The 23,925-nt window shown below is 60.6% G+C and carries 18 protein-coding genes; 11 read left to right on the top strand and 7 right to left on the bottom strand.

Going from position 1 to position 23,925, the window contains the following annotated elements; genetic code table 11:
- Positions 1–26: 26 nt before the first annotated feature.
- Entirely contained in the window at positions 27–2,192 is a 2,166-nt protein-coding gene (gene scpA, locus ACXAIC_RS05340; protein ID WP_475174422.1) for a methylmalonyl-CoA mutase, read from the bottom strand.
- Complete coding sequence (locus ACXAIC_RS05335) at positions 2,189–4,201, bottom strand: methylmalonyl-CoA mutase family protein (RefSeq protein WP_475174420.1); 2,013 nt, start codon at positions 4,199–4,201, stop codon at positions 2,189–2,191. The genes scpA and ACXAIC_RS05335 overlap by 4 nt, the downstream gene beginning before the upstream one ends.
- A gap of 703 nt (positions 4,202–4,904) precedes the next feature.
- On the opposite strand from ACXAIC_RS05335, the gene ACXAIC_RS05330 reads away from it, so the two are divergent.
- Entirely contained in the window at positions 4,905–5,606 is a 702-nt protein-coding gene (locus ACXAIC_RS05330) for a LuxR C-terminal-related transcriptional regulator (RefSeq protein WP_475174418.1), read from the top strand.
- Positions 5,607–5,788: 182 nt separating this feature from the next.
- Here ACXAIC_RS05330 and ACXAIC_RS05325 read toward each other — a convergent pair whose 3' ends face one another.
- The gene (locus ACXAIC_RS05325) at positions 5,789–6,196 is read right to left on the bottom strand and encodes a DUF4332 domain-containing protein (protein ID WP_475174416.1); all 408 of its coding nucleotides are present in this window, start codon (positions 6,194–6,196) and stop codon (positions 5,789–5,791) included.
- A gap of 45 nt (positions 6,197–6,241) precedes the next feature.
- Positions 6,242–6,634 carry a DUF2267 domain-containing protein gene (locus tag ACXAIC_RS05320; RefSeq protein WP_475174415.1) on the bottom strand — a complete coding sequence of 131 codons (393 nt, stop codon included), beginning with the start codon at positions 6,632–6,634 and terminating at the stop codon, positions 6,242–6,244.
- Between the two features lie 209 nt (positions 6,635–6,843).
- Between ACXAIC_RS05320 and ACXAIC_RS05315 the strand changes: the two genes are divergently transcribed.
- The 6 genes from ACXAIC_RS05315 (at position 6,844) to ACXAIC_RS05290 (ending at position 14,555) form a co-directional block, all read left to right on the top strand.
- Positions 6,844–8,403 (top strand): helicase HerA-like domain-containing protein, encoded by a 1,560-nt coding sequence (locus ACXAIC_RS05315; protein WP_475174413.1) that lies wholly within the window; start codon positions 6,844–6,846, stop codon positions 8,401–8,403.
- Between the two features lie 6 nt (positions 8,404–8,409).
- The gene (locus tag ACXAIC_RS05310) at positions 8,410–9,357 is read left to right on the top strand and encodes a cation efflux transmembrane domain-containing protein (protein WP_475174411.1); all 948 of its coding nucleotides are present in this window, start codon (positions 8,410–8,412) and stop codon (positions 9,355–9,357) included.
- A 134-nt stretch (positions 9,358–9,491) separates the two neighbouring features.
- On the top strand, positions 9,492–11,408 hold the full coding sequence (locus ACXAIC_RS05305) for a mechanosensitive ion channel family protein (RefSeq protein ID WP_475174409.1): 1,917 nt from the start codon (positions 9,492–9,494) through the stop codon (positions 11,406–11,408).
- Positions 11,409–11,658: 250 nt separating this feature from the next.
- Positions 11,659–13,047: a dipeptidase gene (locus ACXAIC_RS05300; protein WP_475174407.1), complete on the top strand. Its 1,389-nt coding sequence runs from the start codon at positions 11,659–11,661 to the stop codon at positions 13,045–13,047.
- A gap of 71 nt (positions 13,048–13,118) precedes the next feature.
- Positions 13,119–13,700 (top strand): LOG family protein, encoded by a 582-nt coding sequence (locus ACXAIC_RS05295; RefSeq protein ID WP_475174405.1) that lies wholly within the window; start codon positions 13,119–13,121, stop codon positions 13,698–13,700.
- Positions 13,701–13,961: 261 nt separating this feature from the next.
- The gene (locus ACXAIC_RS05290; RefSeq protein WP_475174403.1) at positions 13,962–14,555 is read left to right on the top strand and encodes a DUF1131 family protein; all 594 of its coding nucleotides are present in this window, start codon (positions 13,962–13,964) and stop codon (positions 14,553–14,555) included.
- Between the two features lie 145 nt (positions 14,556–14,700).
- Here ACXAIC_RS05290 and ACXAIC_RS05285 read toward each other — a convergent pair whose 3' ends face one another.
- Positions 14,701–15,951, bottom strand: coding sequence for a serine hydrolase domain-containing protein (locus tag ACXAIC_RS05285; RefSeq protein ID WP_475174402.1), 1,251 nt, complete (start codon positions 15,949–15,951; stop codon positions 14,701–14,703).
- Positions 15,952–16,250: 299 nt separating this feature from the next.
- Between ACXAIC_RS05285 and meaB the strand changes: the two genes are divergently transcribed.
- From meaB to ACXAIC_RS05270, 3 genes are all read left to right on the top strand, one after another.
- The gene (gene meaB / locus ACXAIC_RS05280) at positions 16,251–17,249 is read left to right on the top strand and encodes a methylmalonyl Co-A mutase-associated GTPase MeaB (RefSeq protein ID WP_475174401.1); all 999 of its coding nucleotides are present in this window, start codon (positions 16,251–16,253) and stop codon (positions 17,247–17,249) included.
- The gene (locus tag ACXAIC_RS05275; RefSeq protein ID WP_475174399.1) at positions 17,246–17,851 is read left to right on the top strand and encodes a pyroglutamyl-peptidase I; all 606 of its coding nucleotides are present in this window, start codon (positions 17,246–17,248) and stop codon (positions 17,849–17,851) included. The genes meaB and ACXAIC_RS05275 overlap by 4 nt, the downstream gene beginning before the upstream one ends.
- A gap of 172 nt (positions 17,852–18,023) precedes the next feature.
- Positions 18,024–19,382 carry a TIGR03808 family TAT-translocated repetitive protein gene (locus ACXAIC_RS05270; RefSeq protein ID WP_475174396.1) on the top strand — a complete coding sequence of 453 codons (1,359 nt, stop codon included), beginning with the start codon at positions 18,024–18,026 and terminating at the stop codon, positions 19,380–19,382.
- 129 nt (positions 19,383–19,511) lie between these two features.
- Here ACXAIC_RS05270 and ACXAIC_RS05265 read toward each other — a convergent pair whose 3' ends face one another.
- Entirely contained in the window at positions 19,512–20,540 is a 1,029-nt protein-coding gene (locus ACXAIC_RS05265) for an asparaginase (protein WP_475174393.1), read from the bottom strand.
- Between the two features lie 99 nt (positions 20,541–20,639).
- Entirely contained in the window at positions 20,640–21,818 is a 1,179-nt protein-coding gene (locus ACXAIC_RS05260) for an aminotransferase (RefSeq protein WP_475174391.1), read from the bottom strand.
- 477 nt (positions 21,819–22,295) lie between these two features.
- On the opposite strand from ACXAIC_RS05260, the gene ACXAIC_RS05255 reads away from it, so the two are divergent.
- Positions 22,296–23,879 carry a SulP family inorganic anion transporter gene (locus tag ACXAIC_RS05255; protein ID WP_475174388.1) on the top strand — a complete coding sequence of 528 codons (1,584 nt, stop codon included), beginning with the start codon at positions 22,296–22,298 and terminating at the stop codon, positions 23,877–23,879.
- The last annotated feature ends 46 nt before the right edge of the window (positions 23,880–23,925 follow it).

Here is a 23,925-nt window from a genome sequence, read left to right as displayed (position 1 = left end):
GCCAGCCATCCCTTCGGTCCGAACGTCTATTCCGCCGCTTGCGCCGGACCGTAGCCCAGCTGCTCGTTCAGCTTGCCAATGAGACCAATAGCCGCCTCGGCAATGACGGTGCCCGGCGGGAAAATGGCCGCAGCGCCGGACTGGTAGAGCGCCTCATAATCCTGGGGCGGAACCACACCTCCCACCACGATCATGATGTCTTCCCGCCCCTCTTGTGCGAGAGCCGTTTTCAAGGCCGGAACCAGCGTCAGGTGACCGGCGGCAAGGGACGAGACGCCCACAACGTGAACGTCGTTCTCCACTGCCTGGCGGGCCGCTTCTTCCGGGGTCTGGAACAGCGGGCCAATATCCACGTCAAAGCCCAGATCGGCGAAGGCCGAGGCAATCACCTTCTGGCCCCGGTCGTGGCCGTCCTGGCCCATCTTGGCGACCAGAATACGCGGGCGGCGGCCGTCGTTTTCCTCAAAAACCTCGACCAGCTTCTGCACCTTTTCAAGGGTCCCGGACATGGCTCGTGCCTCCCGTTTGTAGACACCGGCAATGGACTTGATTTCCGCCTTGTGCCGGTCAAAGACCTTTTCCATGGCGAGCGAAATTTCCCCCACCGTTGCCTTGGCCCGCGCAGCCTTGACGGACAGGTCCAGAAGATTGCCTTCGCCGGTCTGGGCGCACCGGGTCAAGGCCTCAAGCGCAGCCTGAGTGTCCGCCTCGTTCCGTTCCGCCCGCAGCCGCTTCAACTTGTCGATCTGGGCGGCCCTGACCTGGGCATTGTCGACTTTCAGAACGTCAATCGCCTCTTCACTATCCGGTTTGAACTTGTTGACGCCCACCACGGTCTGGGTGCCGCTGTCGATCCGGGCCTGGGTTTTCGCCGCCGCCTCTTCGATCCGCAGCTTCGGAATGCCCTTCTCGATCGCTTTGGCCATGCCGCCAAGACCCTCGACCTCACGGATATGCGCCATGGCCTTTTCGGCCAGATCCGCCGTCAGCTTCTCCACATAATAGGAGCCGCCCCAGGGGTCGATCACCTTGGTCGTCCCGCTTTCCTGCTGCAGGAACAGCTGGGTGTTGCGGGCAATCCGGGCCGAGAAATCCGTCGGCAGGGCCAGCGCCTCATCCAGCGCATTGGTGTGCAGCGACTGGGTATGGCCCTGCGTGGCCGCCATCGCCTCCACGCAGGTGCGCATCACATTGTTGAAAACGTCCTGGGCGGTTAGGGACCAGCCAGATGTTTGGGAATGGGTTCGAAGTGACAGGGACTTGGGGTTCTTGGGCTGGAAATTCTCTTCCATCAGGGTTGCCCAGATCAGGCGGGCGGCCCGGAGCTTGGCCACTTCCATGAAGAAATTCATGCCGATGGCCCAGAAGAAAGACAGGCGCGGCGCAAACCGGTCGATATCCATACCGGCAGCCACCCCGGCGCGGGCATATTCAATGCCGTCCGCAATGGTATAGGCCAGCTCCAGATCCGCCGTCGCCCCGGCTTCCTGCATGTGATAGCCGGAAATCGAGATCGAGTTGAACCGGGGCATGTTCTGGGAGGTGAACTTGAAGATGTCGGAAATGATCCGCATCGACGGCTGGGGCGGATAGATATAGGTGTTGCGGACCATGAATTCCTTCAGAATGTCATTCTGAATGGTCCCGGACAGATCCGCCTGGGCAACGCCCTGTTCCTCCGCAGCCACAATATAGAGCGCCAGCACCGGCAGGACGGCACCGTTCATGGTCATGGAAACACTCATCTTGTCGAGCGGAATGCCCGAAAAGAGCGTGCGCATGTCATAGATGGAGTCAATGGCCACCCCGGCCATACCCACATCCCCGGCGACACGCGGGTGGTCGCTGTCATAACCCCGGTGGGTAGCCAGATCGAAAGCCACCGAAAGCCCCTTTTGCCCGGCGGCCAGATTGCGCCGGTAGAAAGCGTTGGAATCTTCCGCCGTCGAGAAGCCCGCATATTGGCGCACGGTCCAGGGCTGCTGCACATACATGGTCGGATAGGGCCCGCGCAGGAACGGGGCCAGCCCCGGCCACGTGTCCAGATGGGCGAACCCTTCCAGATCCGGGGCGCCATAGGCGGGCGCTACATCAATCCCTTCCGGGGTGTGCCAAGTGTCCGCGCCTCCGGTTTCTGCCGCCTGCAGCCTGTTGCGGAACGGCTTTTCGGAAAAATTCGGGATCCTGCTCATGCCGGAACCTCCAGATCGGTTGGGGTCAGTCCATGCGCGCGCGCGAAACTGGTTTGCGCCTCTGCCAGCAGCGCCAGCAGATCGCCCCCGGCATATAGAAATGTGTCGACGCCTGCCGCTGTCCAGCCCGCTTCCTGCTCTCCCGGACGGCCAGCCAGATATAAATGATGCGCTCCGGCGGCCTTGAGGGCTCGGGCGGCCGGGACCGCCTCGTCCTTGTAAACCGCATCGGAAGACACCAGGCAGGCCAGAACCGCCCCGCTTTCCTGAAAAGCTGCCACCAGGTCGTCCAGACTGGCATAAACGGCCGCCTCGACACTGCCAAGGCCGCCGGCAGCAAAGGCATTGGCCGTCCATGTGGCCCGTGCAGTAAACTGCGACAGGGGACCCAGGCTCGCCAGAAACACGACCGGCCTCCGGGCGGTTTTCTCTTCAAGCTGCTTGGCAGACCGACGCAGCGTTTCAAAGGGCTCAGCCAGCCGCATGGGGGACAGGCTGTGCTGATCAAGTGCCACAGACTTTGGCCCGAACGCCACTTGACCAAGCCCCGGCATCGCCTTGCCGTCCAGAGCGGCCGCCACCAGCGCCTGTGTCCACGCGCCTTTGCCCGGCGGCGGCAGGTCTACAGGCACCGGTTTCCCGTCTCCCTCCCCCGCGCTGCCGCCGGTCTCAAGGACCGCCACCGGCTTTTCGCTCAGGTTCGGAAACTCGCTAACCCCGGTAACCGCCCGTTTGCGGGTGGCAATCTTGAGCGCCAGATCTGCCTTCGCCGCCTCAAGACGTGTCTGCACCAGCCCCTGCCGCACCGCCTGGGCCAGACCGCCCGCCGCCTCAATCTCCTGAAACACCTCCCAAGCGGCAGCGCACAAGGTTTCTGTCCGGTCCTCCACCGCCCCGGCTCCGGCAGCCGGATCCATGACCTTGGCCAGGCTGCTTTCTTCCAGAAGGATCGCCTGGGTGTTGCGGGCCAGCCGCCGCGCCAGACCCTCCGGAAGCCCGACGGCATAGGTATGGGGCAGCACACACACGCTGTCCGCCCCTCCAACCCCGGCGGCAAACACTGCGACCGTGTTCCTGAGAAGATTGACCCAAGGATCTTTCTGGGTGAGCATCCTAAAGGATGTGGTCATATGCAGATAGGCGGGTGCCTGAGGCAGGCCCGCTCCGTCCAGAACGCTGGACCAAAGAGCACGCAGTGCCCGAGCCTTGGCAATCGTGCCGAACTGGTCCGCATCCGCCGCAAGACTGAAGGAAATCTGCCCGGCCCAGTCCTGTGGTGCGAAAGGCGTCTGTTCCAGAGTACGCATCTGTGCAGTTGCGGAGGCCAGAACAAGACCCAGCTCCTGGGCCGGTGTAGCCCCGGCCGAATGCCAGACAATGCCGTCCGCCGCCAGGGCACGCACGCATGCACGCCGGTCCCGGGCCGCAAGCGCCGTATCAATGGCAGCTTCCATCTCTTTATGCGGGCCGGACGCGGAAGAGTGGGATCTGGCCAGAAACTCAAACGGATCACGCGCGGCACTGATGGCCACTGCTGCCGGGTCGGTCCCGATCTTGTCCAGATGCGCCAGCAAAAGGGCGATTGCTTGCCAGGTCGCCGAACCACCATCGACCCGGATCCGGATCAGGTTCGGCAGAACACCGGCCAGCAACGTCTCAAGCCCGTCCAGATCCGCAACCTGAAGCCCCCCTGAGGCCGCAGCGCCAGCAAAAACAAGCTCAAGTCCGTTTGCCCCACCTTCCAGGTCGTCCAGGATCTGCCGGTTTGCCTGCGCCGGGCCGGGAATATCGATCCGCTGGGAAATGGTCCAGCCATGCCTGTCTTGCCGGAGTTGCCGGGCGGGCGTGTCCCGCCGGCCCGCATAAAGCGGAGCGATCTGAAACCCGTCTTCGGTTGCTGAATAGAGCTTTTCCCGCGCCATGCCCTTGAGCGCTTTATCCACAGCCGCCCACCAGGCCTCTTCATCGGCGGAAAAAAAGCTGTCTGGTCCGGTAAAACTGAGTGGCATCGCACGCCTCCCTCGCGTGGCATTGTAACGTCGGGCTCATGATAAAACAGCCCTCAGACCGCCCGCGCTCTGAAAGGTCTGTGCGTTTTGAGCGCCTGCAGCCACCTGACCTGGCCAGAACCACTCCTTATAATAAGCGCACAGGAGGCGCAGCTTGCGGGTCATCCTTGTTGGCTCATGGTCATAATCCCGCCCAGAATGCTTGGCAACTCAGCACAAAGGGTAACGTTTCACTGCGGCCTCATTTTGATGCAGCGTCTGCTCAACAACCCGGCAGCACAGACCCGCATGAGACAGGCAACGGCGGAGCGTGGCCAGGTCTTTCACGTCACCAGTGGATATCCGGACGCACCAGCGCCTTGAAAAGAAAGCAAAGCGCAACAATCGCGCTTCTTTGAAAGAAACGCCGTCGGAACAACAACCTATGCGAAAAGTTCAAAATTTCACAATTTGATAAAAAATCAAATATTTGGCGGATTTCGCAAACTTTGTGTGTTTTCCCTATTGGTATGATCATCAATTATATTGTAGCGTTATCTTGCTGACGCATGGGAATTTGTACCCTCTATAAAATGCGCAGCGTCAGGTTCGTATCTTTGTCAGGAGAGTCGAAGATATGACCTTTCGTTACCCATCAGCGGCCACGGCCTTCAATGGCCCTGTCCGCAAACGAGCGGGAAGTGAACCGCCAAGGATGTGCACAATGCTTGATCAAAGCGAATTGAAAAGCAAACTGAGAGCAATTTCGGAAGCAAATGCGGCCCACCACGTTTTGGATATCCTGGAATCCAATCTGCGCCGCATGGGGGCAACTCACATTCTGATTACCGGTCTGCCGATGCCGAACCGGCCCATCGACAATCTGGTTCAGCGCTTCCGGTGGCCCGATCAGCGCAATGACGGGATCGAAAGCACGTCATTGTCCGCCAATGACAGCGCCCTGATGCTTGGCCTCGGCTCAAACCGGGCTCGCGTGTGGACCATCTCCGCTGGCGATATGGAACATTCCGATCTTCTGGCCTCTGCCGGGGAAGGCAGCCAGATCGTCGTGGTTCCGGTGACCGAGCTTTACCCGTTCCAGGCTTTCGTCTTTGCCAGCGGCCCCTCCCTTCAGGTCAACAAGTATGACCTGTCCAACCTGGAGGTTCTGTCGGCAGCCGCGTTCTCGCGGCTTCGGGAGCTGGGGATTGTGTCCGGACAGCGTCCCGGTGCCCTGTCGACCCGCGAACGCCGGGTTCTTGAACTGACAGCCTATGGCAAGACGGCCGGCGAAATTGCGGATGTTCTGGACATTTCCCAGCGGACCGTCCACGCCCATCTGCAAAATGCCAGCGTCAAGCTGAACGCATCCAACAAGACCCACACGGTCGTGGAAGCCCTGCGTTACGGACAGATCAGCGTCTGACCCCAAAGGCACAAGTTCACCTTGAAATCAAAGGCCCGCCGGTAAGGCGGGCCTTTTTAATTTGGGCCGGAAAGAACGCTTCCAGCGCAAGCTGCGGTCCTCCGGATTGAAGCTGTTTTGGCTTTCGCCTTGAAATCTCTGATGTCAGGCAACGGCAGGCAAATCCGAAAACGCGCTATGCTCTAATAGGTCATCATCGGGGCAAGTTCCTTGGCCTGCTCCACCCATTTGGTCACCTGGCTCTCGCTCGGCACCTGACGCACGAGGCTCTTTTCCTCGTTCACTTCCTTCATTTTTTCGGCCAGATTGGCAGCGTTACGGTGCTTCAGCTCCTTCACGGTATCCACACCGGCCGCTTCCAGCAGCTCCGAATATTCCTCGCCCACACCGCTGATGCGCATCAGGTCGGCCATATTCGCCCATTTGAGGATGCGTTTGCCGTCAATGCCGGTTTCGTCCTCCAGGGCCTTGCGGCCTTTCGGGTCCTTTGCGCGCTCAAGATAAGCGTCCGTTGTCTTGATACCCACTTCGCCCAGCTTTGCTGCGTAAGTCGGGCCAATGCCCTCGATTTCATCGATCGAATAAGACATGCGCACTGAACTCCCTGTATGACCGGCGGTAGAACCTTAAGGCACTCAGAGGACTTGGCTCAGCCCCGGAATTTTTGAAACCACTTCATCAACAACGTCGTCCCCTGCCTTTTCCTTAGCATAAGAAATGAGTTCTTTGGCAACACTTTGCACACCACCCATATCAAGTCCGGCACTGTTCAGTTCGCTCAAGGCAGCCATGGCGCCCATGCCACCGCCCATCATGCTGCCAAGCCCTCCCAGAAGACCGCCGCCGGACCCAGCTTCCGCACGGGCTGCCACAAGCTCGGCCGCACCAGGCAGCGCATCGAAAATCATCTGCATCTTGTCCTCGGGGCCTTCCTTGTCCAGAAAGCCGAGAATGATCCCAACCGCGTTTCTCGCCAGGTCTTCATCGATCCCGGCCGCTGCGATAATCCGGTTGATGAGCTCATCCATGTCATTCTCCAGGTTTTAATGCTTTTCACCATGACGGTCTTAAAATTGACCGCGCGTTTCTATACCTCCCTTTGCCCCGCCCCGTCGATGGCCAGCTCTTCAGAGGACGGGCCTTTTTTGTGCGCAGCCCGCACATCCTTTGCGGTTCAATTGCGCAGAGAAAGGTTCTAGGTTTGGAACAAAACAGGTGGTGAGATTCGGGGGTATCCGTGACGGACATAGACAGCATTTTCATCGGCGCCAGCACCAAGGACGAGACGCTGGCACTGAAACTTGCCAACCGGCACGGATTGATCGCAGGTGCCACGGGCACAGGCAAAACCGTCTCCCTTCAGATCCTGGCAGAAGGCTTTTCGAAAGCCGGGGTGCCGGTCTTTTGCGCCGATATCAAGGGGGATCTCTCCGGTCTGGCGGCCGACGGGGTGTCCAAGGACTTTCTGGAAAAGCGCGCTGAAGAGGTCGGGCTCGCAAAAGACTACTCCTACAACGCGTTTCCGGCCGTCTTCTGGGACCTTTTGGGGGAACAGGGCCATCCGATCCGCACCACTATATCGGAGATCGGCCCCCTGCTTCTGTCCAGCCTTCTGGAACTGAATGATACCCAGGAAGGGGTGCTGAATGTCCTTTTTGAGCTGGCCGATGACGAAGGGCTGCTGCTTCTGGACCTGAAGGACCTGAGGGCCATGCTCGCCCATGTGGCCGAACGCGCTTCCGAACTGTCCACCCTTTATGGCAATGTTTCCAAAGCCTCTGTCGGCGCGATCCAGCGGCGGCTGCTGGTTCTGGAGCGCCAGGGCGGCGAGAACTTCTTCGGAGAGCCCTCCCTCGACATCCGGGATTTCATCCGCACGGCCCCGGACGGGCGCGGGCTCGTCAACATTCTGGCGGCCGACAAGCTGATGACCTCCCCCAGGCTCTATGCCGTCTTCCTGCTGTGGCTGCTGTCGGAGCTGTTTGAGGAACTGCCGGAAGTCGGCGACCCGAAAAAACCAAAGCTGGTCTTCTTTTTCGACGAAGCTCATCTGCTCTTTTCCGGCGCTCCCAAGGCCCTGGTGGAGAAGGTGGAACAGGTTGTCCGCCTGATCCGCTCCAAAGGCGTCGGCGTCTATTTTGTCACCCAGAATCCGCTCGACATCCCCGAAACCGTTCTGGCCCAGCTTGGAAACCGCATCCAACACGCCCTGCGCGCCTTCACACCGCGCGATCAAAAGGCGGTGCGGGCGGCGGCCGAAACCTTCCGTCCCAATCCGGATCTGGACACGGAGCGGGTGATCACAGAGCTGGGTGTCGGAGAGGCTCTGGTCTCGACCCTGGAAGGAAAAGGCATTCCCTCCGTGGTACAGCGGACGCTGATCCGCCCGCCATCTTCCCGGCTCGGTCCGGTGTCCCAGGCCGAGCGGCGCACCCTGATCCAGTCCAGCCCGGTCTTCGGCCTTTATGAGCGTGCCAAGGACCGCACCTCCGCCTATGAGGTGCTGATGGCCCGAGCGGAAGAAGCCCAGCGCCAGGAGCACCGCCAACAGGAGAAGGAAGACAGCCACGCCCGCAAGCACGGCACCCCGAGACGCGGCCGCTCCGGCTTTCAGCTGCCGGATTTCGGCCGGGACGACCGGCCCCGCCGGGACAGTGTGGACCGGCGCAACAAACGCAAGAGCCAGAGGGACACCGTGCTGGAGGCCGGATTGAAATCGGCCGCCAGAAGTCTCGGCTCCTCCCTGGGCCGGGCCCTGGTACGCGGCCTTCTGGGATCGCTCAAGCGGGGCAACTAGACGGCAATGCCCGCATCAGCCGGCCACCGGGAGACCGAGCACCGCGCCCTTGCCATCGGAAAATGGGCCAATCTTTTCATGGCTTTCGCAGGTCTTGTGACCGCTTGGCTGTCCCGTTCCGATGCCATGCTGGTGGACGGTCTTTATTCGGCGGTCAATTTCCTCTCCGCGATTGCCGCCGCCCGCATCGGCGCAAGGGTGGCCCAGCCGCCAAGCCGCCGCCATCCCTGGGGCCACGATTTTGAGGAAGTGCTCTATGTCACCTTCCGCAGCCTGATCCTTGTGGGCATCCTGGTATTCGCTGCCATTGTCTCGGGCGCCAAGATCTGGACCTTCCTAAGCGGAGGCACCGTTCCGGACCTCATCTTCGGCCCGATCGTGGTCTATATGACTGTGATCATTGTCATCTGTTTTGCTCTTTCCTTCGTCTACTACCGCGCCTTCCGCAAAACCGGCGGACGCAGCGCCCTTTTGAAGACCGAGGCCCAGGCCGCCCTGATCGATGGTGCCCTCAGCGTGGGCGCGGGCGCCGCCCTGCTGTCGCTGCCTTATCTGAAAGACACGTTTCTCGCCCCCTATTTACCGATTGGGGATGCGGTCATCGTCCTTGTCCTGATTTCGGTGATCGTCTGGCAACCGCTTGGCGCGTTCCGCACAACCCTTGCGGATCTGGCAGGGGTCAGCGCCCCGGGCGGTACCCATGCCAAAGTTTTGCGCAGCGCGCGGGACCTGTGCCGGGAAAACGGCTTCAAGCTGCAGCGCTCTGCTGTTCTCCAGGCTGGCCGCATGCATTATGCAGCCATCTACACCGATCCCGGACGGCCGGTGCGGGCCGAAGAGATCGACGGGTTTCAGGCAGAGATGTCAGACCGGCTGGAAGAGGTCCTCGGCCCGGTGCGGGTTGAGATCATCGTGACCGCAAAAGGCCCGCTGACAAGATCTGCCGGGATCTGATCCTCCACATCCGTGGCCGCTGCCTGCCATGTCCCCCAGGGGGCATACGGCACAAACATCCCTCCAATCCTGCTAACCAGATAATTACCTATCAGACGTATTCTTACGGGACCTTCCAAGACACGGATTGCAGGATGCCGTTTCAGACCATCTTTTCCCGCTGCTTCATCATGGCCCTCTTAAGAGGCGCCCGACGCCACGGCCTGGTGGTGTTGGTCCTTGCCGGTGCTGCGCTTTCGCTGTCCGCAGCCAGTGTCCGGGCAGAGGCGGATGCCAAAAGCCTCAACAAGCAGAGTACGGTGCTCGACCCAGCCCGGCTGGAGCAGGCCCACGCATTTTTGCGCGACAATCCAATTTCCCCGCCCGACACGGCCAGCCCCCGCGCCACGCTGGAAAGCTTCCGGTTCATCATGGGGGAAGTCAGCGTCCTGTGGCAGAACGTGCGCAAATCCTATGAAGACGGCAGCGATATCTTCCTGACAGACGCGCAGAAAGATCAGGTTGTCCTGATTGATGCGCTGATGGAAAAAGCAGAACGCACCTTGGATCTGTCGGAGCTTCCCCAGACAACCCGGGCCCGGGCGGGGATAGAACTGGTACTGCAGCTGCAGGAAATTCTGGACCGGATTCCGTCCATTGATCTGACCGCGGTTCCAGGTGAAACCGCCGGCACCTTCCGCACCCCCTTCAAAGGGGACAACCTTCCCGAGCAATGGACAATTCCAGGCACCAGCTTGCGTCTTGTCCGGCAGACCCAGGGCGAGCGCCAGGGGCACTATCTCTTTTCCGATGACTCCGTCGCCCGGATTCCTGAAGATTATGCGATCGTCAAGGAACTGCCCTTGCGCGCGGACAGAGGGGAGGATCTATTTGCCTATTACATCTACACCCCCGGGAATCTGATCGCACCGCGCTGGTACAGCCTTTTGAAAGCCGGGCCCGCCTGGCTGCACAACCAGTTCGCCGACCAGGCCTATTGGCAATGGCTGGGCCTGTGTCTGGTCAGCCTGTTTTATCTGGGGTCCGTCAGTATGTACCTGCGCTGGAAACGGTGGCGGCCGGTGTCCGTTTCCGAGCGCGCCCGCGCTCTTCAGGCACTGTTGCGGCCTGCTGCGGTGATCGGCGGGGCGATGCTGTTCCGTTATCTTTGCGAAAACCAGATCAATATTAGCGGCATGCCCTTGCAGATGATCAGCACAGCCACCACCGCCCTGGTCTGGTCCGCAACCGCATGGCTGGTCTACAGGGCCCTGGAACTCATTTATGTCTGGTTCGTGCAGGCCCCTGGCGCTGCAAGGGCAAGCCTGGATGCCAGCCTGATGCGCACAGGTTTCCGGGTTGGTTCTCTCGCCATTTCCCTGTTCGTGCTCGGCTATGGAGCCACTCAGATCGGCATTCCCATCTATGGTGTGATCGCCGGTCTCGGGGTCGGAGGCCTGGCTATCGCCCTGGCGGCCCAGCCAACAATCGAAAACCTGATCGGCGGGATCATTCTTTATGCGGACCGCATGGTACGTGTCGGGGAATATTGCGAATTTGACGGCCTGTCGGGCACGGTGGAAGCGATCGGTATCCGCTCAACCCGAATCCGTGCCCTGGACCGGACGTTGATCACCATTTCCAACGCGGATCTCGCCAAGCGCAAGATCGTGAATTACAGCTACCGGGACAAATTCCATTTCCGCCACAAGATCGGCCTGCGCTACGAAACCTCGCCTGAGGTGATGAGAACGCTGCTGGACCGGATCTGCGCCAATCTCACGGCCCATGAGAAAGTCGAGGAAACGCCCTTGCGCGTGCGGCTCGTCAGCTTTGATGACTATGCCCAGACCATCGACATCTATGCGTATGTGACTGCCCCCGCGATGGATGCCTATCTGGAAATCCAGGAAGAGCTGCTGTTTGCAATTCATGACATCGTCGCAGACTGCGGCTCCGACTTTGCCTTTCCGTCCTCCACCGTTTATCTGGGCAAGGATGGGGGATTGCCGGGCCCGGAACCACTGGCGCAGCCCGGGCACACGGAAAACCCGCGCACGCAAGCCGCCTAGAACAAATCGGCTTTGTTTTGGAAGTGTCTTTCGCTGCCGGATATCAAAGATTTCAGCGGAAAAGACAAAACTGGTTGAACCCGAAGGACCGCGACACGCACACCGGTGGCCAGGCCTTTCTCCCGCCCCTTGTTGCGGGGGATGGCGTAACTTACCAATTGCGATTTTTGCTACGATATGGCCTGTTAGGTGTCTTCTGTAAGGCCGTTGTTAAGCACGGCCGCTTTCGAATAAAATTCAAGGACCCATCATGAGTTCCATCGACAAGGTCTTGGCGCGTGTGGACGCCAATTTCGACGCCAGCCTCGACCGACTGTTCGACCTCCTCAAGATCAAGAGCATTTCCACCGACCCCGCCTATGCTGCGCCCTGCCGGGAAGCCGCAGAGTGGCTTGCCGCAGAGCTGAACAGCATCGGCATTGACGCCTCCGTGCGTGACACGGCCGGCCACCCCATGGTCGTTGGCCACCGCAAATCGGGCAAGACGGGACCGCATGTTCTGTTTTACGGCCACTATGACGTCCAGCCCGTCGACCCTCTTGAGCTTTGGGACCAGGACCCGTTCGAGCCCAGCATCAAGACCCGCGAAGACGGCAGCAAGATCATCGTTGCCCGCGGCTCTTCCGACGACAAGGGCCAATTGATGACCTTTGTCGAGGCGGCCCGGGCCTATATTGAGGAAACCGGCGATCTGCCGATTGATGTCTCCATCCTGTTCGAGGGGGAGGAGGAATCCGGCTCGCCGTCCCTGCATCCCTTCCTGACCGCCAACAAGGACGAGCTGACCTGCGACCTCGCCCTGGTCTGCGACACGGGCATGTGGAACGCGGAAACACCGGCAATCTCCGTCATGCTGCGCGGCATGGTCGGGGACGAAATCATCGTGCGGGCCGCCAGCCGGGACCTGCATTCGGGCATGTATGGCGGCTCAGCCCAGAACCCGAACCACATTGTCGCCAATGTCATTGCCGGCCTTCATGACGAGACCGGCCGGATCACCCTGCCCGGCTTTTATGACGACGTGATCGAGCTGCCCGAAGATGTCAGCAAAATGTGGGATGGCCTCGGCTTTTCCGTTGAGGATTTCCTCGGAGACGTTGGCCTGAAATACCCGCGTGGGGAAACCGGCCGCAAGCCGCTTGAACATATCTGGTCCCGCCCGACCGTTGAAGTGAACGGCATGTGGGGCGGCTATCAGGGCGCAGGCTCCAAAACTGTCATTCCTGCAGAAGCCCATGCCAAATTCACATTCCGCCTTGTAGGCGATCAGGATCCGGACAAGATTCAGGAAAGTTTCCGGGCCTATGTGCGTTCAAAAATCCCGGCGGATTGTTCGGTGGAGTTCATCGCCAAGGAAGGCAGCCCGGCCCTGCGGCTTGATTTCGCCATGCCCGCTCTGGCAAAGGGGGCCACCGCGCTGAAAAACGAATGGGGCAAGGAAGCCGCGTTGACCGGCATGGGCGGGTCCATCCCGATTGTGGGCGACTTCAAGCGCATGCTTGGCATGGACACGCTGATGATTGGCTTTGGCCTGGAAGACGACCAGATCCATTCACCCAATGAGAAATACAATCTGACCAGCTTCCAGAAGGGCATCCGCTCCTGGGCCCGGGTGCTGGACGAATTGTCCAAAACGTGAGGCCCATTGCGGCGGACCTCTGGCCGGTCCGCCTGCCCGAAGCAGACCCTGTGTGCAAAAGAAGGATTGACATGAAATCCATCTGTGTATTTTGCGGCTCCAGCTATGGGGCGCTTGAAACCTATTCAACGGTGGCCAGCAACACCGGGCGCATGCTCGCCGAAAACGGCTACAAGCTTGTTTATGGCGGCGCCAAGGTGGGGCTGATGGGCACCGTTGCCGATGCGGCGCTCGCCGCTGGCGGCGAGGTGATCGGGGTTCTGCCCCACTCGCTGAAGGAGAAGGAAATCGGCCACGAGGGCTTGAGCGAATTGCATCTGGTGGGCTCCATGCATGAGCGCAAGGCGATGATGGCCGATCTCTCCGACGGTTTCATTGCGCTTCCGGGCGGTGTCGGCACCCTGGAGGAAATCTTCGAGGTCTGGACCTGGGGCCAGCTTGGCTATCACCAGAAACCCTGCGGTTTTTTGAACATTGAAGGCTATTACGACCAGCTGATCGCGTTTCTGGACCACCAGACCCGGGAAGGATTCACCAAACCTGCTATGCGCAACATGGCCCAGATTGCCGCGACCCCGGAGGCCCTGCTCGATCTCTTCAAAGCCTATGAACCGCCCCAAACGCCGAAATGGATTGCCCGGTCCGACATCTAGAACAAATCGCGTTTCATCGGATTTGCCTTTCTCTGCCTGACTTGAGAAGCGTCGGCGCGCAAGACAAATTGGTTTGATCCCGGAGGAAGGCGACACGTTCTGGCCGCCTTTCTTTGGCAGCAGACTTCTTTTCATCCACCGGACAAGCCGGAGCCTTTTCCACAGCAGCGGTTTGACCAATTGCAAATTCATCCCGGGCCGTTAAACACGTGTTGAAACAGCGCCTGAAACGCGGCCCCTTTCATATACTTGTGTGTGTCCATGCGTCTTTGTCTTTCCCTTGCCCCCGTTCTTTTCGCAGCTCTTGCCGCTGCAGCCTGCTCGCCGACGGCCGATTTTGACAGCAAACCCAACAGTCTGGTGCAGACATCGAATGTGACCCTGGTTCAGATCACTGAAGACAGTGTCGGCGGCATCACCCCGGAAACCGCTTATGGGCCGAAATCTATTGAAACCGCCCTGCCTGGCTTTACCGCTGAAGGTATTCAGACCGCCGAGGAAGACCGGACCGAATGGGCCCTGGCCGCCTTCAATTCCGACGGGTTCCAAGTGCTGCAGGTCTTCAAGGGCAAGGACGGCAAGGTGCGGTCGGTCCATGGGGTCACCCACCATCTGCAGGGCCCCAATGGCGAGCGGATCGGCATGACCTTCTCCGAAATCGGCAGCGCCAGCGCTGACTGCCGGGTGGGCAAGAACCTGTGGCGCGGCATGGCGATCTGCAAATCAACCGGCCACCCGAATGTGGAACTGGTCTATGCCATTCCGGGCTACAAGGGCCCGTTCGACCGTCTGCCGCCGTCCAAGGAGCTCTTCGACGCGGAACTTCAGCGCATTTTATGGACGCCTAAGACCTGACCCTTTTTGCCGGGGCCCTCTATTGGGAGACCCGCACTGGACGGCCGCGTGCCTGATCAGCTCAGAAAGCCCCGGCACCCGCCGGGGCTTTCACTGTGTCTCAGCGAATATTTTCCGGAGTGCGCGCCCTGGAGCGCGACTTGCCTTAGTTGCCGGTCAGAGTGCCGGAAGCAGCCGCGACAGCCGCGTTATAGGCGTCGCGTATGACCAGATGGCGTTTCCAGGTGGTGCCTTCGCGCGGAAACGAATTGGTCGCAATCACCGCCGTATACCCGCTTGAAAAAGCCATGGCATGCGCCCCCAGGTGGCCGCCCTGTTTGGTCGAGGCCCCGGCCTTGAAATACATGCGCCCATCCGTGGTCGCCCGGCTGCCGTTCCAGCCGAGAACATCGTCATCCGTACGCGACAGATGATTGCGGAACTGCCGCTTGCGGATCACCTTGCCCGTGTTGGCAAGGGCATGGGTGAAGACGCTCATGTCCCGAAGGCTCATGACAATGCCGCCGGAGGTGCAATTGGGCGTATCCACGGGATTGGGCTTGTATCCGGTTTCATCCGCACCGTCGCCCTGCTTGTAGTTATAAAGCAGAACGTGGTCCGGCCCGGCAAAATCCACGGCCGCGCAAGCCCCTCGAATGCCCAGCGGATCATAGACCTGATTTTTCAGGTAGTCGGTCCAGATGCCCCGCGTTGCGGTAAACATGACCGCATCATAAGAGGCCTGCGGCCCGTCATAGGCGTTATCGATCCGGCGCATCCGCCCTTCCGCGAAAAAAGCGCCCATATAGTTCCACACTCCGAAATTCTCATTGCTGTATTTGCGCTCTCCCACGGGGCGCTCGGTCGTCCCGCTTTGAAAACGGATACTGTAAGGCGTGTTCACCGAGCCCCGGAACCCGCCCTGATAGGCAAGCAAATGCCGGATTTTGACATCGCGCCAGCAATCACCGGAGCCGTCACAGCCCGGCTGCCATCTCAAGGGCAGATAATCGGCCATGCGGTCGTCCAGCGTTTTGCTGCCGAACCGCCTGATCTTGTTGAGAACCGCTGCCGTGGTCACCATTTTGGTAACGCTGCCCCAGGGGGTGACCGTGTTGAGGCCGAAGGGCCGCCCGCCAGTGGTTTCACAAGGCGACTGGGCCCAGCCATGGGTCACATGGGCCACTATCCGGCCCTCCGGGTCCCTTAAGATGACCCCATACCCCATTACATCATCGCCGAGCGTCCCGGCCACAGTGTCCACAAAGGTTTGTGCCGACAGGCCCGCCGCCAGCGCATGACCCCGTTCATGGGGGCGGTCAGCGGGCAAGCTGCAGGCCAGCGCAAGGACGCTGGAGCCGGACAGGGCGCACAGGCCCAAAATGGCATGGCTCGAAAACCGGAAAAAGTTGAACATGACTTTCAATCCTTGATGAAATGATGTTGAGGCCGCCGGAAAAACGGGGCGGCCGGCTCCCAAAGGCCTTGCAAATGCGGGCCTCCGGCCCCGGCTGGCACGAAAATCATGCACCTGCCTTCACCGGTCCTTTGTCAGGAGCACAAAGGATAAGACCGTTCCGCAGAACCGTCTTGAGTGGAGACACTCAGATTTCGGCGAAGGCGCTCTCAGGTTTGGGACAGGCACCATCGACAATCGGCTGCCCTACCCTCAAAAGCCCGGGTGACCTTTGCCGAATCCTGGTTTAAGCCTTGGGAATGACTTCAACGGCAAACATTCGGGATCCGAAACGGCTGACGGCGGATCTGACGGCGGGCAATCGCGCCGCTTTGGCGCGGGCGATCACGCTTGTGGAATCCAAAAAAGCCGACCATCGCCAGCTGGCCCAGCGCCTGATTCAGGACGTGCTGCCCCTGACCGGCAAGGCTTTGCGTCTGGGCATCACCGGGGTGCCCGGCGTTGGCAAGTCGACCACCATCGACACGCTCGGTTCCAACCTGACCGCCAGCGGCCACAAGGTGGCCGTGCTCGCCGTTGATCCTTCATCCACACGCACCGGCGGATCGATCCTCGGCGACAAGACCCGGATGGCCCGCCTCGCGACTGATCCGGACGCTTTCATCCGCCCGTCCCCCTCTGCCGGCACGCTTGGCGGAGTTGCCGCCAAGACCCGCGAAACCATGCTTTTATGCGAGGCCGCCGGGTTCGACGTCATTCTGGTGGAGACTGTCGGCATCGGCCAGTCGGAGACGACCGTGGCCGACATGGTCGACTTTTTCCTCGTTCTGATGCTTCCCGGCGCCGGGGACGAGCTTCAGGGCATCAAGAAAGGCGTTCTGGAAATTGCGGATATGATCGCGGTCAACAAGGCGGATGGGGACGGTACTCTCAAAGCCCGTTCAGCCGCCTCCGATTACCGCGCCGCGTTGCATATTCTTGCCCCCAAATCCCCCAACTGGACACCGCCCGTGCTCACAATCTCCGGCCTGGCCAATGAAGGGCTCGATGCGCTCTGGCAGCAGATCGGTATCTATCAGGAGCGCATGCAGGCCAGCGGCGAGTGGCAGGACAAGCGCAGCCGCCAGCAGGTGGCCTGGATGTGGGAGCTCCTGCAGCAGCGCATGACAGCCGCCCTGAAGACCAACCGCAAGACGGCGGTCCGCCTGAAAACCCTCGAAGACAATGTCCGCTCAGGCACCACGGCCGTTTCGCTCGCCGTGGAAGAACTCGCCGGGCTGATGGGACTGGACGAATGACACCTCCTTCCAAAACTGTTCTTGTGACCGGATTTTCACCCTTTCCCGGCGCACCGGTCAATCCAACCCAGTATCTGATGCAGCGCCTGCCGAAACGGCTGGGCCATCTCAGCTCAGGGGTGGCGTTTTCCTTCCATGTCCTGCCGACCACCTGGGCTGGGCGGCAAACGGTAACAGACAAACTGCGGCGCAAGATCACGCCGGATGCCATTGTGCATTTTGGCGTCGACGGCACCCGCCGCACCCTCAATATCGAAACCCGCGCGGTCAACCGGGCCATTCGCGTGCGCCCGGATGCGGCTGGACGGGCGCCTGACAGGCCGGAATTGTTGATTGGCGGGGAAAGAGCCAGATACACCCCGCTGCCTGCCCACGCTCTGCGCGATGCGGCCCGCAGCGCGGGCACGCCCGCGCATCTGTCAACCGATGCGGGCACCTATCTTTGCAACGCCACTTTGTGGGATTCCCTCGGCTCGGGCATCCCCAGCGTCTTTGTCCATGTACCGGCCCTGCCCAGGGGCCCCAGGGACACACGGCCCGCCTATCCGGTGATCGAAGAGGCCGCCCTTCGCCTGCTGCAGGAACTCGCCCGGCGCCTGTGAGGCCAATACGAATAACCTGTCACGCCTGAACGACGCGCAAGCGACGCTTCACCTGCCTGTACCGTCGGACAAAAGCCATCCGGCACACCCTTTGCTGATCAGATCCTGAAGATCCGAGACTGATCCCATCCCGGGACGGTCACAGCAAATGGCACTGCGAATGACGGGTGATATGTCAAAACCGAGCCGCCGGGCGTTCCTCGCCGGGACAGTCCTGTGCCTTTCCGGCACAGCGGCCGCTGCGCAGATGAAGGTCGCCGATCTTCGGGGGGCGATTGATTCCGCTGACCTTGGCCTGATCCCGAACGCACCGGATGATCAAACCGCCCAGTTTCAGAACGCCGTGAACCGGGCTGTGGAGCGCGGCCGCGCCCTGTTTCTGCCCGCCGGCACCTATCCGGTTGCCAATCTGCGCCTGCCCTCCGGCAGCCTGATTGTCGGGGTGCCGGGCCGCACACGGCTGGTCTATCAGGGCGGTGGCGGCCAGTTGATCCGCGCTGAAGGGGTCAGCAATATCGGCCTTCAGGGCCTCACCTTTGACGGCGCCAACCGCTCGATCGGCGATTTCACCGAAGGGCTTCTGCATTTCATTGGCGTGCGCAATCTGGCGTTCGACAATTGCGACATTGCCGGATCGGCGAAAATGGGCATTGTGCTCGACCGCTGTTCCGGCCGGGTCGAGAATTGCCGGATCTATGGCGCCGCCGAAGCGGGCCTACGCTCCAACGAGGCGGACGGTCTGACCATCACCGGCAACGTGGTCAGCGACTGCGCCAATGGCGGTATCTGGATCCACCGCTGGCGGGAGGGCGAGGACGGCACTCTGGTGTCCGGCAACCGGATCGAACGGATCGGCGCACGCTATGGCGGCACCGGCCAGTTCGGCAACGGCATCAACGTGTTCCGCGCCCACGGGGTGATGGTGTCAAACAACCGCATCACCGATTGCGCCTTTTCCGCCATCCGCTCCAACACGGGCTCGAATGTGCAGATCCTGGGCAATTCCTGTCTGCGCTCCGGCGAGACGGGGATTTATTCGGAATTCAATTTCAAAGGGGCCGTGATCGCCAACAACATTGTCGACGGCGCCACCACCGGGATTTCGATCGCCAATTTCATGGATGGCGGGCGCCTCTCGGTCTGTTCCGGCAATCTGATCCGCAACATTTCCAAGGACGGCCCCTATCCGCCGGAAGTCTCCGGATTCGGCATCGGCATCGCGGCCGAAGCCGACACCACCTTGACCGGCAACGTTATTGAAGGGGCGCCGCGCTTCGGCATGCTGCTGGGCTGGGGGCCTTACATGCGCAACATCTCGGCGGCGCAAAACGTGCTGCGCGACTGCACCACCGGCATCGCCATCACGGTGGTGGAGGGCGCGGGTCCGGCCACGATCACGAACAACATCGTGCAGGGCTCCGCTCTCGGAGCCATCCGGGGCTACCGCTGGCTGGAACCGGCCACGGGCGAACTGAACGGCACCACAAGCTTTGCCAATCTGACTGTCATGGGCAACCAGATCAGCGCATGAGACGGCGTGCGCTCATAAACGGCGCACCGGATTCCGGCCGGACCCTCCCGGGGCATTTCCCCGAAAACTTAAATCGTAACATTAAAAAGAACTTATAAAATCATGATATAAAACAAGTATTTTATCCATTCAAGCGAAGGCGGTCTTCAAGGCCGACAGGAACGCGTCCGTTGGCCGGATCTTCCCGGCCTGGAAGCCGCGCCGGGTCAGGACCGGAGGATTGATGAGACTATCCAGCAGCTCCGCTTCGTCTTCATTCAGATCCAGCAGCGCTTCCAGAATGGTCGCCATCATCACTTCGGCCGCCCGGGTGGCACCGTCATCGCATTTCAGGGCAACACCGAACCCAAGCTCCGGCAGGGAGGCACAGAAGACGCCCTCTGCCCCGGTCTTGACAAAGACCCGGCCCCGGAACGTTTCCATGACCTTGGAACAGAACCGGCCCGCGCCTGCGACCATGTAAGGCTCGTTGATGCAGGCATCATAGATCTGCCGGGCCGCATCGGCACGCAACGGCTCCAAACCAACCCCGGTGCCGAAGACGGCAAAGGCTTTGGCAAAGCTCTTAAGGGGCGAGGCATAGGTCGGGATCGAGCAGCCATCGGTGCCGCAAATATCCTCCTTCAGCGTGTCACCCGTCATCTGCTCCATCACCAGACGCACTTCCCGCTGGACCGGATGACCGGCCTCAACGTAGCCCTTGGTCGCAACCCCCAACGTTTTGGCCAGGCCCAGGAAGCCGGCATGTTTGCCGGAGCAATTGTTGTGCAGGCCGCACGGGGTTTGGTCGGCCAGGATCAGCTTGGCGGCATCTTCCATACGCTGCGGCCATTGAGGCCCGCATTCCAGGTCCTCTTCGCTCAAACCAGCCTTCAGAAGCATCACCCGCGCCGCGTTGGCGTGAACCTCCTCACCATTGTGGGAGGCACAGGCGAGCGACAATTCCGCATCAGTCAGATCAAGCGCCTCCGCAGCCCCCGATTCCACCAGCGGCAGGGCCTGAAGGGCCTTGATGGCGGAGCGGGGAAAGACCCGGGCCTCTGCATCGCCGACACCACAGACCAGTTTGCCGTCCGTATCAACAATCGCCAAACTGCCCCGGTGCCGGCTTTCACTCAGCACGCCACGGGTCACATCCACCAGAACCGGATTGGTCATGACGGTCTTCTTCCTTGTTTCAAATTCAAGTCCAGGGCGTACCCGTCCGTCAGCGCGCCCGGCCATCCGGTCAAACCGGCAGCAAACTCCCGCCCAACGCTATGCGGATTCGCTTCTCGCCGCAGTCAAAAAGGCTGACAGCCGCGCTATGGCCTCGTCAATCACCCAGTCCTTCTTGCAGAAGCAGAACCGGATATAGCCGGTAGGCGCATCGGAGCCATAAAACGCAGAGACCGGCACCGCCGCCACGCCCGCCTCCCGCACCAGCCGTTCACAGGCTTCCACATCGGTGTCCCCAAGACCCAGACCGTCAATGGCGCAGGTCAAAAAATAGGTCGCCGCGCAGGGAAGCACCGTGAAACCCAGCCCCGTCAGTCCCTTCGCCATACGGTCCCGCTTGGCCATCAGGTCGCTGGACAGCCCGTCATAATAGTCGTCGCCCTTGTTCAGGCCGAAGGCAACCGCCTTTTGAAGATTGGGCGGTGTGGTGAAGGTCACCCACTGGTGCGCCTTGGCAATCGGGTCGATCAGATGGGCCGGACCGGTCACATAGCCGACCTTCCAGCCGGTCAGGGAAAAAGTCTTGCCCGCCGAGCCGATGCGCACCGTGCGCGCGCGCATCCCCTCAAGGCCCATCAGGGGGCGGTGCTCTGCGCCGTCAAAAACCAGATGCTCATAGACTTCGTCGCAAATCGCATAGGCATCATGGGTTTGGCAGAGACCCGCAATAAGCTGCAGCTCCGCTTCAGAAAACACCTTGGCGGTCGGATTCATGGGGTTGTTGATCAAAACCGCCTTGGTCCGCTCCGAAAAAGCTGCCCGCAGCGCATTTTCATCCAGCGACCAGTCCGGCGGCTTCACCCGCACCCGCACAGGAATGCCTCCGGCCCGGCGCACCAGCGGCAAATAACAATCATAAAGCGGCTCAATCAGAACCACCTCATCGCCGGGCGAAACCAGCGCCATTAGGCAATCGGCGAGCGCTTCTGTCGCCCCGGAGGTGACAAGCACCTCCGTGTGCGGGTCGATCTCCAGCCCGTAGAAACGCTTGTTGGCGGCGGCCACCGCTTCACGCAGCTCTGGCAGGCCGAGCATCGGAGGATACTGGTTGGGCCCGTCCTGCAGCGCCTGGGCTGCCAATGCGCGGATATCCTCCGGGCCGTCCACATCCGGAAAACCCTGCCCGAGATTGACTGCCTGATGGGCAGCTGCAAGACGGGACATGGTCTCAAAAACGGTGGTGTTGATGCCGGTGAACACCGGATTGGTAGGCTTCATGATGTCTCCGGACCTGTTTTGGCTGGTTCTAGCCCCCCAGGCTGCGCCCGTCGAGCCTTTTTGGCCCGCATCCCCTGCCCGGCCAGACGGCAGCCCTGGCAGCTCCCGGAATGCAGGCGTCCCGTTCTGCGGCACTGAGGTCCTGTCTTTGTCCCCAGAGAATTATGGCTCCGTAGACTGCAGATCAAAAAACAGCACAAAATGCATTTGAAAGGAACGCATACAATATTCTTCCAGCTTTCCAGAAGGATATTGGCTTTCGAATGACTTGACTCTCTGCAATCAGCTCGGACAAAAAGAGGTTTGACAGTCAACACGCCTGACTTACCTGCTCGGCTGCATGGCTGGTATTCCCGCTTTTTCTTGCTGCGATGCAGCAAATCAATTAGAACGCCCTCAATTGATTTAGATCAACCAATTTGCGTCCTCCCCTCTTGGGCAACGGCCGCATTTAAGAACCAAAAATCGGAGCCCATCTTGTCCGCACGCGCCCAGGCCGCAGAGCCTGCTTCCTCAACAAAGCTCGATGCCGCCCGCATCAAGACCGAGCTGCTGGCCGGCCTGACAGTTGCCCTGGCGCTTGTCCCGGAGGCTGTAGCCTTTGCCTTTGTCGCCGGGGTGAACCCGCTGGTCGGCCTTTACGCCGCCTTTTTCATCGGCCTGATCACCGCCTGCATCGGCGGCCGCCCGGGCATGATTTCCGGTGCCACCGGCGCGCTGGCCGTAGTGATGGTTTCTCTTGTGGCCCAGCATGGGGTTGAATATCTCTTCGCCACCGTCGTCCTCATGGGCATTCTTCAGATCGGCGTCGGCGTTCTGAAATGGGGCAAGTTCATCCGCATGGTGCCCCACCCGGTCATGCTTGGCTTCGTCAATGGACTGGCCATAGTCATTTTTCTGGCCCAGCTTGGCCAGTTCAAAGTGCCTGATGGCAGCGGCAGCCTCACCTGGATGGGCGGCTCGGAGCTTTACCTGATGCTCGGCCTTGTGGCGCTGACCATGGCCGTGATCTGGTTCCTGCCCAAGATCACCACCGCGTTCCCGGCCCCGCTGGCAGGCATTCTTGTCGTGTCCGCCCTCGTGCTCGGCTTCAATCTGGACACCCGCTCCGTCGGGGATCTGGCGTCCATCGCGGGCGGATTGCCAACCTTCCACATTCCCATGGTGCCGCTGACCCTGGAAACGCTGGAAATCATCCTGCCCTATGCGGTGATCCTGGCCGCCATCGGCCTGATCGAATCCCTGTTGACGCTGAATCTGGTGGCGGACATGACCAACACCAAGGGGGGGGCCTCCAAGGAATGCGTCGCCCAGGGCACGGCCAACATCGTGACCGGCTTTTTCGGCGGCATGGGGGGCTGTGCCATGATCGGCCAGTCCATGATCAATGTGAAGTCCGGCGCCCGCACCCGCATTTCCGGCATTGCCGCGGCCCTGTTCCTGCTCTCCTTCATCGTCATCGCCTCGCCCTTGATCGAACAGATCCCGGTGGCGGCCCTTGTCGGTGTCATGTTCATGGTGGTGATCGGCACATTTGCCTGGACCAGCCTGAAAATCGTGCACAAGATCCCCCTGATCGACGCGCTGGTGATGGTGATCGTGACCTGTGTGACCGTTTATGCGGATCTGGCGGTGGCCGTGGTGGTTGGTGTCATCATCTCCGCGCTGGCCTATGCCTGGAACGCGGCGGCCCGCATCAGCGCCCGGATCGGCACCAGCAAGGAAGGCTGGAAAGTGTACCGCCTGTCCGGCCCGCTGTTTTTCGGCTCCACAACCGGCTTCACGGACCTGTTTGATCTGCAAAATGACCCGGAAGACGTGGTGGTCGACTTCATCGACAGCCGGGTGGTCGACCATTCCGGTCTGGAAGCCATCGACGCGCTCGCCTCCAAATATGAAGCCGCAGGCAAACGGCTGCATCTGCGCCACCTGTCTCCGGACTGCCAGAAGCTCCTGGACAAGGCCGGAAGTCTGGTCGAGGTCTCCGTTCTGGAAGATCCGGACTACGAGATTGCGGTCGACTACGGACGCAAGTTCGACACGCCGGAAAAAGCCTCCTGACGCAGCTGTATCAAGGCACTTGAACAAAGACCCCGAACACGCAAAG

It is taken from the genome of Roseibium sp. AWQ4_254, from assembly GCF_056161025.1.
The sequence above is the reverse complement of the archived record's forward strand: the minus strand, read 5'-3'. Positions and strand labels throughout refer to the sequence as shown.